Genomic DNA, 17,021 nt, shown 5'->3' with positions numbered 1-17,021 from the left:
ATACCAATTTTACGAATCACTAATATATCGTGATAAAGTTAATAAAGTATTTATTAAATCAAATACTTTTTGAAAATTAACGAAAATACTGATCAGATAAATATCTGATGCTCATCGAAGAACCTTAACAGCAAAGGGATGTAGCGGATGGATCTCACTGTCATATAACAGTGAGATCCGTTATGTGAGGATACTTTCAGGATAACTAACTGTAACGAATCAACGTAAAAATACACAGCAGTTATTATTATTTAAAAACCAGGGAACAAATTTATATCATATCATCATTCACCGATGATAAATACTACCAGGCTTTTTGCACCATGTGCACCCAATACCAATGATTGTTCTATATCAGCTGTTTTAGAAGGGCCGGCAATGAATACACCGAAGCCTGTTTGTGGAGCACCTATTTTTTCATAGGCTTCATGCATGGTAGGCAGAATCTGCTGCCGGGGCAATACAATAGCCAGATGCTGACAAATAAAAGGCAATACCCGCACTCCTATCTCCTGCTCTGTGAGCCAGATAGCGCCATTCTCCGCAACACCCCATTGTCCGGGTACAATGGCCATATCCACATTTTCCAGCTGATGCGGATCTTCGTTTAACCATTCCCGTTGTACATCTGTAGCAACTACTATTCTTTGCAAATGTGGATAGTGTTCCTTCAGCAACGGCGTTATCTCACTTTCGTTTTTTATTTCAAACAAACTACCGCCTAAACCCTCCAACACTTTGCGATAAGCATCCAGGGTGCCAGGCATGTTGCCGGACAAACCCTGTAAAGAAGGCAATGCACTGGCATCCGGCTGATTTTGTTTTACTGCGGCTAATATTTTATCCCTGCTGCTCATCATGATTTTTTATTTTTTGCATACCATTCAGAAAATGATTGGGCTGGTGGTGCCGGCATCTCGCGCTGTTTGTACCAGGGATTAAAGCGGTTATTCACCATACCGGGGAAAACGCGCATTACCCAACGCCCCATTTTGCCCGCTATTTTGTAAGCACGGGGAGCCGACAATACGCCGCTCATGATTTTCATGGTGGCAGTTTTGGTGACGGTGGTATGTCCTTCCTGCACCAATACCTGTCTCCATTTATACAATTGCTGATGAATATCAATTTTCACCGGGCATACATTGGAGCAGGAGCCGCAAAGCGTGGATGCAAAGGGCAGATCCGCATAATCCTTCATGTCCAGGTTAGGTGCCAGGATAGCGCCAATAGGGCCCGCTACTGCGGTATGGTAACTATGTCCGCCACTGCGCCGGTATACAGGGCAGGTATTCATACAGGCACCACAACGGATACACTTCAGCGAATTGCGGAAGTCTTCACGGCCCAGCTGTCTTGAACGACCATTATCTACCAAAACAATATGCAGTTCCTGCCCGGCTTTAGGTTGCCTGAAATGACTTGAATAGGTGGTAATGGGCTGCCCGGTAGCACTGCGTGCCAGTAAGCGTAAAAATACGCCCAGGTGCTTTCGTTGCGGGATAATTTTTTCGATACCCATGCAGGCAATATGTACATCTGCCAGATGAGCGCCCATATCTGCATTCCCTTCATTGGTGCATACCACCATTTCACCGGTTTCAGCTACGGCAAAGTTTACACCGGTAATAGCGGCCTTTGATTGCAGGAACTCTTTGCGCAAATGCTCCCGTGCAGCGGCGGTGAGTAACTGCGGATCCGCATTTCCTGCAGGCGTGCCCAGGTGTTCATGAAACAGCTCTCCTATTTCTTCCTTCTTTTTATGGATACAGGGCAATACAATATGGCTGGGGGCCTCTTTGGCCAGCTGCACAATACGTTCGCCCAGGTCGGTATCAATCACTTCTATGCCATTGGCCGCCAGATGCGGATTCAGGTGGCATTCTTCTGTGAGCATGGATTTACTTTTCACCATACGTTGCACTCCGTGTTTTTTCAGAATATCTGTTACAATACGGTTTTGTTCTGCTGCATCTGCCGCCCAATGCACAATGGCACCATTTTGCTGTGCCTGTTGCTCAAATTGCAGGAGATAATCATGCAGGTTACCCAATGCATTTAATTTTATCTGAGAGGCGGCTTCCCGCAACTGTTCCCATTCGGGGATGCTCCATGCCATGCGGTCGCGCTTAGTGCGCACCCACCACAATGTTTCATCATGCCAGTTTACGCGTGGTTCATCTTCATTGAACTTGTCCGCCAGCGTTGCGTGATTACTTGTTTGCCTGTTCATGGATAGTTTGATTGAGAATTTCTGCAATATGCATCACCTTTACTTCAGAGTGTTGCCGGCGTAAAATACCTTCCAGGTGCATCAGGCAGCTCACATCTGTACCGGTGATCACCTGTGCGCCATGTTTAACGTGATCGGCTACACGATCTTTTCCCATCTTCACGGATACGGCTTCTTCAGCTACACAAAAAGTACCACCAAAGCCACAACACTCGTCCAGTCTGTCCAGTGGCACCAGTTCCACGCCTTCCACCATTTTCAGCAACTGTTCCGGCTTGGAAAACGGCGCAGCTACCAGCTCGCTCATTTGTGCCAGTGCCAGGCCGCGTTGACCGTGGCAACTCTGATGCAAACCTACTTTACAGGGAAAACGCGCTGTCAGTGATTCCACTTTTAATACATCGGTCAGGAATTCAGTTAATTCGTATATACGTGTACGTATTTTCGCTGCTTCAGCTTCCGCCGCAGGATCATGCAGATGATCCTTGATATGTAAAACACAACTCCCGGAGGGCCCCACGATATAATCGTAGCCGGCGAAATTTTTAATGAACAAACTATTGCAGTTATGCGTAAGATGTTCATAGCCGGAATTAGCCATCGGCTGGCCGCAACAGGTTTGCCCCTGCGGAAATTCCACTTCACAACCCAGTTTCTGCAACAACTGCAGTGTGGCAATGCCTACCTGTGGGTAGAACTGGTCAATATAGCACGGTATAAATAATCCTACTTTCACAGATAATGTAGTTTATTAGATGATCATAGCTGACCTGCAAATTTAGCAGGCAACACAACAGTAATCCTCCCTCTTTTTTACCGGTTACTGGCTTATTTTTCACTGGTACAAAATAAAGAACCGGATTGACAATGCCAACCCGGTCTGTCCTGTGTCTTTCCCAGGATTAGGCTGATTACACTGATTACACTGATTCTTTCTTTGATTTTGAGAGATTTAAAAAGATTAGCGAAGATCAAAGCGTATAATACCCGCTTTAATCTTCGCTAATCTTTTTATAATCATAAGAATAAAATCGGGGCAATCAGTGTAATCAGCCTAATCCTGGGAAAGACAGTTAATCGTTCATTATTTTCTCTTCCTGCTTCTTTTTAAGATACCACTGCACCACGCGGATCTCTGCGAAGCTGGCGGCATCACCTACCCGTTCCTTGATAGGTCCGGCAGCGGTAGCTCCCAGTTCGCCGATATGCTTTAAAATCAGGCGCATGGTGCGTTCAGAAACGAAGCGGTCCATTTCCATTTCTCCGGCTTCCACGCATTGTGCCAGGTGGCTTTCGATGGTACCTACGGCCAGTTGTCGTGCGATGGCTATTTCCGGTATGGTTTTACCTTTCAGGAATAGTTCCAGGCTGCCACGGCGACTGCTACCCTTTTCAACTTTTGCTTTCGCGGCTTTGGGTGCGGCTACAGTGGCGGCAGCAGCTTCGCCTTCCCTCAGTTTGGTATAATCTTTTAAGCCTGTGGTAAATACCAGGTCGGCGTAGGTTACTTCCCAAACATGCCGCAACTTATTCCAGAAATCTGCCTCCAAAGCCATTAGCTGAAGGAGATATTTTTTTGATTTAGCCTTTTTTACATCCTCAATATGTGCTTGTATCGGCCTGATCAGCTCTTCATAAATACTTTGTGTAAAATAGCCGATGGCCTTGGTCACCCGCGCCTGCAGCTGCTCCATTTCACCTGTTTGTACAGCGGTATCCAGCAATTGATGAAGTTGCACCACAAACTTATTGGCAACTTCCTGTTGCTGTTCTACTTTGGCCGACATACTGCGGCTCAATTGTATAGCTGCATCAAAATCGGGTACTTTTTTATCCTGTATCCACACTGCGTGACTACGAATAGTAGCCTGCATACGATACCAGTCGAACAGTTGCAGTAAAGAGGTGGCCTGGAATTTCTTCTTTTCCATTTCCAGCAGTACTACCAGTTCGTTGGCTTCATTTTCTTTTTCAGCAAACTCAATTACCTGCCTGTCTGTTTTAATGCTGCCGTACCCGATGCGGGAATGCAGCACCAATCCTTCCAGCGAGGTACAGCGGCTGAGTGCCACGTATACCTGTCCGGGTGCAAAGGCGTAGCCTGCATCAATGATAGCGCGCTCAAAGGTGAGTCCCTGGCTCTTGTGAATGGTAATGGCCCACGCCAGCCGGATGGGGAACTGTGTAAAGCTGCCTATCTCTTCTTCGTCAATACTATTTTCTTCCTGGTTATAGGAATAGCGGATATTTCGCCAGGTTTCTTTTCCCAGCTTCAGCTCTTCGTGCGAGCCTGATAGTACCAGTACAATTTCATCGTCGTCAATTTCCTTTACTATGGCAATTTTCCCGTTATAATAGCGACGGGGTTGTGCCAGGTCATTTTTCAGGAACATCACCTGTGCACCTATTTTTAGTTGCAGCAGCAATTCTGTGGGCAGGGCTTTATCGCTAAAGTCGCCTTCTATTTTTCCTTCAAAACGATATACTTTTCCAGGCATATCTGCCAGGCGGCGGGCATTAATTTCGTCGGCTTTCCTGTTATGGGTAGTGAGTACAATGTACTCTTCATCTTCTCCTTTAAAGTTGGGCTGGTAGTGCTCATTGAGCATTTGCAGGTCTTCGTGCAACACTTCATTATTGCGTACCCTGTTCAGCACATCAATAAATTCCTGTTCATTCTGACGATATATTTTTTTCAGCTCAATATATAGTGGCGGCGCTTGTTCTATCACTTTGGCAGCAAAGAAAAATGAGCTGTTGTAATATTCCGACAGCATGCGCCATTCTGCATCCGGCACAACCGGTGGCAGCTGGTACAAATCGCCGATGAACAGCACCTGTACGCCTCCAAATGGCAGCAGTGGCTTATTACGGAAGTGGCGCAGGATTACATCTATTGCATCCAGCATATCACAACGCACCATACTCACCTCGTCGATGATGAGCAGTTCCATTTCCTGTAACAACACTTTTTTATCGTTCGTAAAACGAATATTGCGAAATAAACTATGTTTATCTGTACTGCTGATCTCATCCATACCAAAACCTCTTTTAGTGCCCGGAATAAAAGGTCCGAAAGGCAGCTGAAAAAAAGAGTGCATGGTTACACCACCTGCGTTGATAGCCGCTACACCTGTAGGTGCCACTACTACTGTATTTTTACGCGTTTGTTCTTTGATATACTTCAGGAACGTAGTTTTCCCAGTACCAGCTTTACCGGTAAGGAAGATATGGCGGTGTGTATGGTTTATGAAATCTGCCGCCAGGTGAAAGATGATATTTGTATTATCCGGTTGGGGCATTTAATTATAAATTGAAAGGGCGAATATACAGAAATCCAATGAAAACAGCGACGATATCACGGGTAACTAAATGCGAAGTATCTTCGTTCTATTTTTTACCAAGTAAAAAACTTTTCAGCTATGGATACGATCAAAATTGCCACTGCACAATTTGAAAATAAAAGTGGTGATAAAGCATATAACCTGGATGTTATAAGACAATTATCTGCAGCAGCTGCTGCACAGGGAGCGGAAGCCGTTGCATTTCATGAATGCTCCGTTACGGGCTACACCTTTGCGCGGACTTTATCAGCAGCACAAATGCTGGACCTCGCAGAATTCATTCCTGACGGGCCTTCCATCAAAGCTTTGCAGGAAATTGCGGCTGCTAATAATATTGCGGTGCTGGCAGGATTATTTGAAAAAGATGCCGATGATAATTTATTCAAAGCCTATGTATGTGTAGATAAAAATGGACTGGTAGCTAAATATCGTAAGCTGCATCCTTTTATCAATCCTCATTTACAGCCTGGTAATGAGTATGTGGTATTTGATTTGGGAAGATGGAAATGCGGGATTTTAATCTGTTATGATAATAATGTAATAGAAAATGTGCGTGCCACTGCATTGCTGGGAGCAGAAATTATTTTCATGCCGCACGTCACTATGTGTACGCCATCTCCCCGTCCCGGTGCGGGTTTTGTAGATCCGCAGCTTTGGTTTAACCGCCATGCTGACCCTACCTCTTTGCGACTGGAATTTGATGGCATGAAAGGGCGCTCCTGGCTCATAAAATGGTTGCCGGCACGTGCCTATGACAATGGTGTATATGCGGTATTCTCCAATCCTATTGGTATGGATGATGATCAATTGAAAAACGGTTGTTCCATGATCATTGATCCGTTTGGAGATGTGATTGCTGAATGTCGTAAACTGGATAACGAAGTAATAACGGCAACGCTTACACGTAATAAACTGGAGCAGGCAGGCGGGCACCGGTATCGCCTGGCACGCCGTCCGGATTTATATGGAGATATTATTGGTGCTCCGCACGAAGCAGTGCAAAAAGTAGTGTGGCTGCAGGAATAGTCTTTCCCAGGATTAGGCTGATTATGATGATTACCCTGATTTTTTTTTTGATTTTTGAAAGATTTTAAAAGATTAACGCGGAGAGTGTCTGAACTGTGATTTATATGATTAGTATGATTATCCTGATTAGGGGAGATCTCAGCGGATATTGTCTGAACCAGGATTTTTAGGATTTAAAAGATTACCCTGATGGGTGTTATGTTGTTTTATTTGGAAAATATTTACGCAAATATCTCCGCTTAAATCTTCGGCACCCATCAGGGTAATCTTTTAAATCCTAAAAATCCTGGTTCAGACAATATCCGCTGAGATCTCCCCTAATCAGGATAATCATACTAATCATATAAATCACAGTTCAGACACTCTCCGCGTTAATCTTTTAAAATCTTTCAAAAATCAAAAAAAAATCAGGGTAATCAGCATAATCAGTCTAATCCTGTGAAAGACAAAAAAAAACCGCTCTGGCATAGCCAGTGCGGTTTGTAACAAAACTATTTATAAAATAAGTTATGCCAGTCTTACGTTAACAGCATTCGGGCCTTTTCTGCCTTCTTCCACGTCGAATACTACGCGGTCATTTTCGCCGATGCTTTCTTTGATACCAGATACGTGAACAAAAATTTCTTGTCCGGAACCTTCGATTTTAATGAATCCAAAACCTTTAGCTTCATTAAAAAATTTTACTACACCTGTTTGCATTATATTTAATATTTAATTGTGAACGTGTTCTCGCCATTTTAAACTTGCAGGCGGCTACCTGAGCAACTAGAAGAAGAACTGTAAGAAAAAGCTGAATGTGAGAGGTGATCTACCAACAGAATTGAAATACATTATCTTTAAGAAGCTGTACGAAGGTAGTGGATTTATTGAATACAACCCTAATTTATTTTAATTTTTATTTGCCGTGGTTCCGCACTGGCCCATACATAATTACACTTTAATATATATTTTCGCATCACATATGAAACATCCAGACGCATGGCGCATAAAAGCTATATTAACCGGATCTGCAGGCAACCTGGTAGAATGGTACGATTGGTACATCTACGCTACTTTTTCCCTTTATTTTGCGCCGGCATTCTTTCCCAAAGGCAGTTATACCGCCCAATTACTTAATACGGCAGCCATTTTTGCAGTAGGTTTTCTGATGCGGCCTATAGGCGGCTGGCTGTTTGGCCGTATAGCGGATAGAAGCGGTCGCAAAACCGCCATGACATTATCTGTACTGCTAATGTCCATGGGATCAGTCGTTATTGCCTTCACCCCTTCCTATAACAGTATCGGGGTAGCGGCGCCACTACTGCTGCTCCTGGCCAGATTGCTGCAGGGGCTCAGCGTAGGTGGTGAATATGGCACTTCCGCCACATACCTGAGCGAAGTAGCCACGGCCAGCAGGCGGGGCTTTTACTCCAGCTTTCAATATGTAACCCTGATAGGTGGCCAATTGGTGGCTTTGGGGGTGCAAATGCTGCTGCAACAGGTGTTTCTCACATCTGCGCAACTTCATGAATGGGGTTGGCGCATTCCTTTCTTAATTGGCGCCGCACTGGCCTTTTCTGTACTCTATTTGCGCAGAAATATGCAGGAATCATCTTCCTATGAAAAAATAAAAAACGAACGCGAAAAAGGCACTTTAAAGCTGTTGTTTAAAAAGCATCCCCGTGCAGTAATGACGGTAGTAGGCCTGACAATGGGCGGTACACTGGCGTTTTACACCTATACCACATACATGCAGAAATTCCTGGTGAATACGGTGCATTTAAGCATAGAACATGCTACCACCATTACCTTTTTCCTGATGCTGATTTTTGCTTTGCTGCAGCCCCTGTTTGGCTGGATTTCCGATATATATGGCCGCAAACCACTGCTGATAGCCTTTGGCGTGCTGGGCACCCTGTTTACAGTACCTATCCTGACCGGTATCAGTCAAACTACTTCAGAATGGATGGCTTTCTGGCTCATTTTACTGGCATTGCTGATTGTTAGCGGATACACCTCCATTAATGCAGTAGTAAAGGCTGAAATGTTTCCCGCTGAAATACGGGCGCTGGGCGTGGGTTTCCCCTATGCGCTCACAGTAGCCCTCTTTGGAGGCACAGCAGAATCTATTGCATTATACTTTAAAAAGATAGGTCACGAACCATGGTATTACTGGTACGTGACCGGTTGTATCTTCATTTCACTGCTGGTATACATTACCGCAAAGGATACTAAAAAGACTTCTTACCTTGATAAGGACGCGTGATTTCCCGCACAGTCCCATCCTGATAACCAATGATCAGTTTACTGGCGTAGTGGAGAAATAAACCATTTTCCACTACGCCGGGAACACTATTCAGCTGCGCTTCTAACGCCGCCGCATTATGTATTTTCTGATACCGGCAATCCAGAATATAATTACCATTATCTGTAACAAACCTGTTATTATCTTTCAGTCGCAGCACCGGATTAGCACCTGATGCAGCCAGTTGCTTAAAAGTCAGCTCCCAGGCAAAAGTGGCAATTTCTACTGGCAACGGAAATTTACCCAGTTGCTTCACCAGCTTGGATTCATCCATTACCACCAACATCTCTTTTGCGGCTACGGCAATAATTTTTTCGCGCAACAACGCACCACCACCACCTTTGATCAGCTGCAACTGTGCATCGGCTTCATCTGCCCCATCAATATCTATATCAATCTTCTCCACTTTATCAAAAGGGATAATGGGAATCTGCTGTTCCCTCGCCAACTGCTCCGATTGCTCGGAAGTAGCCACCGCTTTTATTTCCATACCAGCTCTCACGAGCTCGCCTATACGTAATATAGCGTAATATGCCGTACTGCCGGTACCCAGACCAACGGTCATGCCCGGCTTAATGTATTCCGCAGCTTTTTCTCCCGCTGCTTTTTTACCGATATCTGTTTGCATAAAACAAATATAAGGGATTACAGTGAGCCTAATACTTCATCCAGGTGATGCAGTAAAGCATCCGTATTGGCCTTATTAAATACCATGGGTGGTTTTATTTTCAGGACATTGTGCAAAGGCCCATCAGTACTCAGCAGGAAGCCTCTCTCTTTCATCGCTTCTACAATTACATCTATCTCCGGAACGGCCGGCTCCAGTGTTTCCCGGTTGCGTACCAGCTCTGCACCAATAAAGAAGCCATGACCGCGTACCTCACCGATAATAGTATGTTTGGCTTTCAGTTTTTCCAGTCCTTCCATGAAATAATTACCGGTTACACGGGCATGTTCCTGCAGTCCTTCTTCCTGAATTACCTGCAATACTGCCAGTCCTGTAGCCATAGATACGGGATTGCCACCAAAAGTATTAAAGTACTCCATGCCGTTGTTAAAGGCATCTGCAATAGCGCGGGTAGTAACCACGGCTGCCAGCGGGTGCCCGTTGCCAATAGGTTTTCCCAACACCACAATATCAGGCGTTACACCCTGTAATTCAAATCCCCAGAATGCATCACCTACCCTGCCAAAACCCACCTGCACTTCATCTGCGATGCAAACACCACCAGCAGCACGTACAGCGGTATACACTTCTTCTAAATAACCTTGCGGCAATGGTATTTGTCCGCCTACACCCAATAAAGTTTCGCAGATATAAGCTGCTATACCTTTTCCCTTTTCCTGCAAACCTGCTATGATGGCCTGTACATCCGCAGCATATTTTTTTCCTGCTGCCGGATCCGTTGCGCGGTAAGGTCCGCGGTAAGTATCCGGATTCAGCGCTTTATGTGTATGGGCGGGCTTTCCAAAGCCGCCCTTACCATCGAACTTATACGGACTTAATTCCATGGCTACTGTAGATGTACCGTGGTAGGCATGATCCAGCACAATTACATCCTGTTGTTTTGTAAAATGACGGCTCATACGAATGGCCAGATCATTGGCTTCGCTGCCGGAGTTAGTAAAATAGCACACTTCCAGCGATGGCGGCAACGTAGCGGTGAGCATTTTGGCGTAGTCAATGAGGTTATCATTGAGGTAGCGCGTATTGGTGTTGAGCTTCGCGATCTGCTGCTGCATGGCCTTTACCACTGTAGGATGGCAATGCCCAACATGACTGGGATTATTTACGCAGTCAATAAACGTACGGCCTTTGTCATCATATAAATATTGCAACGCACCCCGTACTATCTTCAGCGGTTTTTGGTAGCTGATACTGAGATTACGGCCTATGTTCGCTTTTCTTTCTGCTAACAAAACTGCATAATCATCTTCCTGGTTAATCAGCGAAGCAAAGCCGCAAGCCTCGCGGAAAGCCTGTTGCGCAGCTATTGGATTGATGGTGATGAGCTGCGATAATAATTTCCAGGCTGGTGCTTCTGTAATAAAATGAAATGTATTGGTACTACCTGCTGCGGCGTGTGCTGCGGAAGTAGTAACGCTTATGCATAAACGCGCCGCCACCAGGTAATAAAGCAGGTCTGTTTCTTCCACCGTTAATGCATACGCTTTATGATAGCCGGCTACCACTTGTACAGCCGCTGCCAGCGGATCAGGAGCGGACAACATCACATATGTGCAGGCAATGGCCAGGTTGTTTACCAGGTTGGTATATACCATATCACCAAAGTCGATAAGACCACTGATTTCATTGCCCTGTACCAATACATTATAATCGTTGGCATCATTATGAATGGCGGCTTTACGCAGCTTATTCAAATGTGGCAACACTTCCATTTCAAATTGCAACAGGAAATACGCTGCCAGTCTGCGTTGCTCATGGTCTTTGATGTGCACCAGGTTTTCGCGTGCATCCAGCGCCCGGGCAATATCCCAGCTATAATCACGATGCATGGCAGGGTGGAAAAAAGTAGCCAGTGACTGATCCATTTCTCCTAAAAAATTACCCAGCGCTGCATTTAATTCACGTGTGCCCGTTACCGTAACCATGGGTTGTCCTTCCAGCCAGGTAAGCAGTCGCAGGTAATATATTTTTTCCGGCGATGAAATAGTTGTTATTCCTTCTTCCTCCCTATTTTTTATTACCTGTTGAAATGCCTTATTAACGGGGCTTCCAGCCAGATACTGTAATATTTTCACCTGTGCATCCAGGAATGCCTCATGATGGGATTCATCCGCTATTTTGCAGATATAGGCGTTACCGTTAGTATCTTCCAGGAAATAATTAGCCTCGTCATAACCTGATAATTCCTTTGCAGTAACGGTTAAACCATAATGCTTATCGATCAGGTTGATAATGGCAGTAGTAGAAAAAGTATTAAGCATAACTATCAGATTATTGTTCTGTGGCCAGCAACATCAACACATGTGCGGCTGTCCAGCTGAAATTAGGTGCATTTAGTCCTTTACCGGTTTGCGGATGATAATTTTCATATAGTGGTCCGTTCCCCTGCATACCGGCCGCATTTTGCCACAATCTGGCGGTAAGCTTTGCTGCCAGCGGTTTGGCACCATATGCCTGTAAGCCCGCCACCGCAAAATAAAACTGATCTATCCATACAGGGCCGCGCCAATAACCGTTTTGCGGGTCAAAGGCCGGTTCTGTGGCATCCAGCACCGGTAATGGCACGAATGTATTAAAAACTGCGGTATCTTTTAACGTCAGTGCGATAGCTTTCATTTTTGTTTCCGACGCAACACCCGACCACAGAGGAATCCAGCCTTCTGCTCCTTTTACGCGAATCAGTTCACCGTGTAACTTCCTATCATAATAATAGCCGGTAGCGGTATCATAAAAGGCCTTGTTAATTTTCAGGCGCAGGGCTGCTGCCTGCAAACGCCACTCCTGCGCAGCTTTAGGCTGCTGCAGTGCCAGTGCTATTTGTGCGAGGATCATTTTTTCTTTGAAGAGATAACTGTTCAGGTCTACAGATTCCTGATCCAGCGACCATGCGCCGGGATTATTTTGTAACATCACTGCTTTGTCAAAGCGTACAGCATTGTCCATCCCACTTTCCCAGGCGGCAGCAATGCGCGTTCCATCTGTGGAACCATATTCGCACAACCCGTTACCATCATGATCGCGGTGGGTATACCACCAGGCATGGTAGCGGCAAAGCGGTGCATACATACTGCGCAAAAAAGCGGTATCCTTTGATGCCTGGAAAACTTCCCATACTGCCCACGCAGCCAATGGAGGCTTGGTATCACGGTGATTGTTTTCGCTGCTATCTGCATAAATACAATCGGGTATCATGCCGGTACGCTCCTGGTAGTCGAAAAGTGCGCGGATATTATTTTGTGCCAATGCCGTGTCGAAATAACTGAGCCCTGCTGCTTGTTTCCAGCTGTCCCATGACCAGAAGCCGTAAAAGCCCTGATAAGATATCGACGGAAACAGGCCACCGTGCAGTAGTTTTCCCGCAGGACTACGCCAGTTGGTGAGCAATGTAATCATGCTCTTTACTGCCAGCCGGCTACGCATGGTATCACTAACGGTGAAGGGCATACGCTGAAATAATTTTTTCAGGTAGTCGTTCCATCGCGCTGCATTATGCAGGAAGACCAGCGTAGTATCCGGTAATGTATAATGAACGGGAATTTCCGACGGATCCAGGTAATAACATTGGGTTTGTATTTCTTTGACACGACCATTGGCAGGCAGTTCCATCGTTTTTGTGGCCTGATAACCATGGTTAGTACTGGTAATATTCCAGGTAGATAAATAATGAATATCAAACTGATGAGCTGTACCGGAAATGCCTATACGAATATTATTAGCATCTGTATGCACCACTGCCCGTTGCAGTGCAGGTACGCCTTCCCATTGCAATTGCAGTGTGCGGGGGCGCGAACCGTTATTAATGATCGTTGTTTGCAGCACCGCTTCCCGCGCGCCACTGAAAATCAATTGTAAAACTACCTGTAATTCGCCTGCCTGGGAGGTTTTCTGCAGCATACCAGGATAATAATGCGTGGCTGTATCTACCTGTAGCAAGGGCAGTGCCTGTCCATTTTCATATAGTCGTAACCGTGCGATGCAGCTACTGAGCCACTCTCCTTTCATATCCATGAGCAGCGGGCCAGTAAACCCGGTGGTGTACTGATCTTCTGGCAATGCATATGCATGCCAGGCACCCATGTCCGCAAAAAAAGTGCCCGTAATATCTGCCGTGTCTTGTACCGTGTAGCGGGTATTCAGTATATCCGCCCATTGATTCCGTTGCGCTGTTGCTGCCACAGGAAGTAGCAGCAACAACAACCATTTAAGTTTATTCATATCGTTCTTTCGCCTTGTCTGTAGCCTGATCTTGGGTATGTAATGGTCTTAATGTAAAACTGTACTGGTAGTTTTGGTAGATGAGGGTGTAAGCTGCATGTGGCTTGGCGCCCCAGCTGTTGTCGCCACCCAGCCCGGCTTGTTGGTAATCAATATTCCACCAGATGAGTGGTTGATTGTACATAGAGCCACCATGCTGATTTTGATGACGGTTAAAGTTTAAACGGTTCATATCAAAATGTAATACACCCATATTCAGCAAGGAATCTGTGCGCGCCATCCAGCCATTGCCGGCGGCATTGCGGAGGGCCATCCAATGCACATCAGAGCGATAGCCGCTTTCCTGTGCCCGCGGATAAGGGTGAAACAGGGAATCTGCCGGAAGGTGGTATACATCTACATCTGCAGCATATTTACGATCTGCATAATTATCGAATGGACCGCGGCCCAGCCAGGATACCTGGTCGAAAGCCGGCGGCAGCAATAAACGCATGCCCATGCGCGGGAGTTCCGGCAATGTGCTGTCGCCTGCTATAAATTTAACGGCCACCTGTATATCTCCGTTGGTAAAAAGCGTATAGTCTACCCCGTAATGTGCATCCACCAACGGCAGGTAATACTGCGTTTGCATCTGCACATGCTGACTATCCCGCTGGGTTACCTTGCAGGATAAGAGCTGCATGGAATCTGCTGCATGCTCCCATATGGCACAACGGATCTGTTGACTGTTACCGATATCATTGTCGGTGGCAGCGCGCCAGAAACAAGGCTGCAACGCCGATTGCATATAGGTGATACCGTTAGTGGTGTATTGGCTCAGCCAGCCATCAGTGAAGTGTGCCGTAAATTGGTTGTTTCCTATATCCCAGCTATTATTTTGATGAAGCATTTGCAAAGCAGCCCCGGTAGCAATTGCTTTAGGTACAGGGATAAATGCAGGAAGCTCGTATTGTTCCGTAGCTACCGGGAAATCTGCCGGCAGCAAGCCATCTGCCGCTACCAGTTGTGCCTGTATGTGGAGGAAATAATGTGTGCCTGGTTGCGGTTGTATAACAGGAAGGGATAAACGAACAGTATCCGATTGATGTGGTAAAATTCGTGTAGCCGGTAGCATACCGGATGCTATTATCTTCCCATCTCCCTTTATAACCCACGACAGGCGGATATTGTGTAAATCATTAAAATCATAACGGTTTTGAATGCGGATCAAATCAGTCGTCAGCGCGATGGGTGTTATCTGTAAAGGCTGGTACACTTTCCTCACTTCAAAGGCCTGTGGGTGCGGAGAACGATCTCCTGCCAGCATGCCATCTGCACAAAAACTGGTATCGCTGGTAGCGCCTACAGTGCCCATGTCTGCACCATATGCCCAGATGGACCTGCCTAATGAGTCCTTTTGCAGGAAAGTCTGATCAGAAAAATCCCAGATAAAACCGCCCTGCAGCTGATCATACTGATTGATCATGTCCCAGTCCTCTCTCAAATTGCCCCCACTATTGCCCATCATGTGTGCATATTCACATTGAATCAGCGGCCGGTCGCGGTGCTCGCGCACATATTCCAGCATAAAGCTCACCGGCTTATACATGGGTGCTATAATATCTGTATAAGGTGTATTGCGTGCTTCTTCATACTGTGCCGGGCGCGTATTATCCCTGGCTTTAGTCCACTGATAGGTAGCAATAAGGTTCTCTCCGAATTTACTCTCGTTGCCCATAGACCAGGTGATGATACAGCAATGATTTTTATCACGCTCCACCATGCGCCGGGTGCGATCCAGGTAGGCCGCTTTCCATTCCGGCTTATCTGACAAGGTTTGCAGTGGCGTAAGGCTCATGCCATCGCATTCAATATTTGCTTCATCCACCACATAAATACCGTAACGATCGCACAGTGTGTACCATTCCTCGCGGTTAGGATAATGACTGCAACGCATAGCGTTGATATTATAGCGCTTCATAGTAAGGATATCCTTTAACATCCCTTCCGGGCTCACTACTTTGGCCGTATGCATATCATGCTCATGGCGGTTTACACCTTTTATCTTTACAGCCGTTCCATTGATCAGGAACAGACCACGCTTAATTTCTATATTACGAAAACCTATCTCCTGCGAAAAACTTTCTATGTCTTTCGCTTTATTATCCTGTAATGTAATGAGTAAGGTGTAGAGATTAGGTTGTTCTGCATTCCAGCTGCGGATACCCGGGATTAGCTGTGTAAGCTGATAGGCACTATCACGGCCTATTATCAGTGTTTGTGTAAACAGGTTCTTTCCTTTGTCCAGTAGCTGCACTTTAATACGTTTACCCTTCTCCGTTAGTGCCGGTATTTTATTTAGTGTAAGGCCTAATTGTAGCAAACCATCCTTATAATTATTGGTCAGGTTGGGCTTTGCAAAAAAATCGTATATGCATAAGGGTGACCTTGCCATCAGGAATACGCTGCGCTCAATGCCTGTGAGCTTCCACATATCCTGTCCTTCCAGGTAGGAGCCGTCGCTGAAGCGGAATACCTGTACTGCAATAGTGTTGCTGCCTTTTTGTAAAAATGGTGTAATATCAAATTCAGCAGGTGTTTTACTGTCTTTACTAAAGCCAATATAATGTCCGTTTACCCACGCATAAAAGAAAGCGTTTACTGCACCAAGATGCAGCCACACCTGTTTACCATCCCAGTTAGCCGGTAGCTCAAAGTTGCGTCTGTAGGAGCCTACAGGGTTATCTTCCTTTGGTACAAAAGGCGGATTGGGTGGAAATGGATATTCTACATCGGTAAAAATATAAGGGGCATATCCGTGCGTTTGCCAGTTGGCGGGCACGGGAATGGTTTTCCAGTTGGCCACATCGTAGCCGGGTTTATAAAAATCAGCCGGACGGGCAGCGGGATTTTTAGCCAGGTGAAACTGCCAGATCCCATCCAGTGATAATATCAGTGGAGAAGGTTGTTGCTCCAAAGCTGTTGCCGCTGTAGGATACGGCGTGTAGGACGCATGTGGATGCAGGGTATTTTCAGATACCTTCAGCGGATTTTCCCAGTCGTTTTGCGCAAACAGAAAGAGCGGGAGCAGTAAAAAAAGACTGAAAATATATTTCATGGTTGCCTTTGTTATGGGTATCTCCGGCCTTCGGCCGGAAAATTGTCTTTCCCAGGATTAGACTGATTTAGATGATTTTTCTGATTTTATATTTTACTAATAAATATTCATTACTGAATTATTTTCCTGTATTA

Annotated in this window: 11 protein-coding genes; 2 read left to right on the top strand and 9 right to left on the bottom strand. The window is 45.7% G+C overall.

The features are described 5' to 3' along the window. Window positions 1–284 precede the first annotated feature (284 nt). From CLV51_RS22380 to CLV51_RS22365, 4 genes are all read right to left on the bottom strand, one after another. Window positions 285–860 (bottom strand): LutC/YkgG family protein, encoded by a 576-nt coding sequence (locus CLV51_RS22380; RefSeq protein ID WP_211302087.1) that lies wholly within the window; start codon window positions 858–860, stop codon window positions 285–287. Further along, a complete protein-coding gene (locus CLV51_RS22375; protein ID WP_106530318.1) occupies window positions 857–2,233 on the bottom strand; it encodes a lactate utilization protein B in 1,377 nt (458 codons plus the stop codon). Before CLV51_RS22375 ends, CLV51_RS22380 begins: the two co-directional genes overlap by 4 nt. Then, a complete protein-coding gene (locus tag CLV51_RS22370) occupies window positions 2,214–2,969 on the bottom strand; it encodes a (Fe-S)-binding protein (protein ID WP_106530317.1) in 756 nt (251 codons plus the stop codon). The genes CLV51_RS22375 and CLV51_RS22370 overlap by 20 nt, the downstream gene beginning before the upstream one ends. Window positions 2,970–3,306: 337 nt before the next feature. Then, window positions 3,307–5,535, bottom strand: coding sequence for a helix-turn-helix domain-containing protein (locus CLV51_RS22365; RefSeq protein ID WP_106530316.1), 2,229 nt, complete (start codon window positions 5,533–5,535; stop codon window positions 3,307–3,309). Window positions 5,536–5,655: 120 nt separating this feature from the next. On the opposite strand from CLV51_RS22365, the gene CLV51_RS22360 reads away from it, so the two are divergent. Further along, window positions 5,656–6,603, top strand: a complete 948-nt coding sequence (locus tag CLV51_RS22360) for a nitrilase family protein (protein WP_106530315.1) — start codon at window positions 5,656–5,658, stop codon at window positions 6,601–6,603. A gap of 507 nt (window positions 6,604–7,110) precedes the next feature. Here CLV51_RS22360 and CLV51_RS22355 read toward each other — a convergent pair. Then, entirely contained in the window at window positions 7,111–7,302 is a 192-nt protein-coding gene (locus CLV51_RS22355; RefSeq protein WP_079472790.1) for a cold-shock protein, read from the bottom strand. Window positions 7,303–7,564: 262 nt separating this feature from the next. On the opposite strand from CLV51_RS22355, the gene CLV51_RS22350 reads away from it, so the two are divergent. Continuing rightward, window positions 7,565–8,848 carry an MFS transporter gene (locus CLV51_RS22350; protein WP_106530314.1) on the top strand — a complete coding sequence of 428 codons (1,284 nt, stop codon included), beginning with the start codon at window positions 7,565–7,567 and terminating at the stop codon, window positions 8,846–8,848. On the opposite strand, the gene rpiA is transcribed toward CLV51_RS22350, so the two are convergent. From rpiA to CLV51_RS22330, 4 genes are read right to left on the bottom strand one after another with little or no spacing between them, the layout of a single operon-like run. After that, window positions 8,814–9,515: a ribose-5-phosphate isomerase RpiA gene (gene rpiA / locus CLV51_RS22345; RefSeq protein ID WP_106530313.1), complete on the bottom strand. Its 702-nt coding sequence runs from the start codon at window positions 9,513–9,515 to the stop codon at window positions 8,814–8,816. The two genes, CLV51_RS22350 and rpiA, sit on opposite strands and share 35 nt — an antisense overlap. 17 nt (window positions 9,516–9,532) lie before the next feature. Further along, complete coding sequence (locus CLV51_RS22340) at window positions 9,533–11,836, bottom strand: aminotransferase class III-fold pyridoxal phosphate-dependent enzyme (RefSeq protein WP_106530312.1); 2,304 nt, start codon at window positions 11,834–11,836, stop codon at window positions 9,533–9,535. Between the two features lie 10 nt (window positions 11,837–11,846). Then, a complete protein-coding gene (locus CLV51_RS22335) occupies window positions 11,847–13,790 on the bottom strand; it encodes an MGH1-like glycoside hydrolase domain-containing protein (RefSeq protein ID WP_106530311.1) in 1,944 nt (647 codons plus the stop codon). Next, a complete protein-coding gene (locus tag CLV51_RS22330) occupies window positions 13,783–16,887 on the bottom strand; it encodes a glycoside hydrolase family 2 TIM barrel-domain containing protein (protein WP_106530310.1) in 3,105 nt (1,034 codons plus the stop codon). Before CLV51_RS22330 ends, CLV51_RS22335 begins: the two co-directional genes overlap by 8 nt. Window positions 16,888–17,021 lie beyond the last annotated feature (134 nt).

The organism is Chitinophaga niastensis, assembly GCF_003014755.1.
Lineage (GTDB): Bacteria > Bacteroidota > Bacteroidia > Chitinophagales > Chitinophagaceae > Chitinophaga > Chitinophaga niastensis.
The sequence above is the reverse complement of the archived record's forward strand: the minus strand, read 5'-3'. Positions and strand labels throughout refer to the sequence as shown.

Coding starts and splice junctions, on each gene's coding strand:
- CLV51_RS22380 (WP_211302087.1), bottom strand. CDS start 860: ATGATGAGCAGCAGGGATAAAATATTAGCCGCAGTAAAACAAAATCAG.
- CLV51_RS22365 (WP_106530316.1), bottom strand. CDS start 5,535: ATGCCCCAACCGGATAATACAAATATCATCTTTCACCTGGCGGCAGAT.
- CLV51_RS22330 (WP_106530310.1), bottom strand. CDS start 16,887: ATGAAATATATTTTCAGTCTTTTTTTACTGCTCCCGCTCTTTCTGTTT.
- CLV51_RS22375 (WP_106530318.1), bottom strand. CDS start 2,233: ATGAACAGGCAAACAAGTAATCACGCAACGCTGGCGGACAAGTTCAAT.
- CLV51_RS22360 (WP_106530315.1), top strand. CDS start 5,656: ATGGATACGATCAAAATTGCCACTGCACAATTTGAAAATAAAAGTGGT.
- CLV51_RS22350 (WP_106530314.1), top strand. CDS start 7,565: ATGAAACATCCAGACGCATGGCGCATAAAAGCTATATTAACCGGATCT.
- CLV51_RS22355 (WP_079472790.1), bottom strand. CDS start 7,302: ATGCAAACAGGTGTAGTAAAATTTTTTAATGAAGCTAAAGGTTTTGGA.
- rpiA (WP_106530313.1), bottom strand. CDS start 9,515: ATGCAAACAGATATCGGTAAAAAAGCAGCGGGAGAAAAAGCTGCGGAA.
- CLV51_RS22335 (WP_106530311.1), bottom strand. CDS start 13,790: ATGAATAAACTTAAATGGTTGTTGTTGCTGCTACTTCCTGTGGCAGCA.
- CLV51_RS22340 (WP_106530312.1), bottom strand. CDS start 11,836: ATGCTTAATACTTTTTCTACTACTGCCATTATCAACCTGATCGATAAG.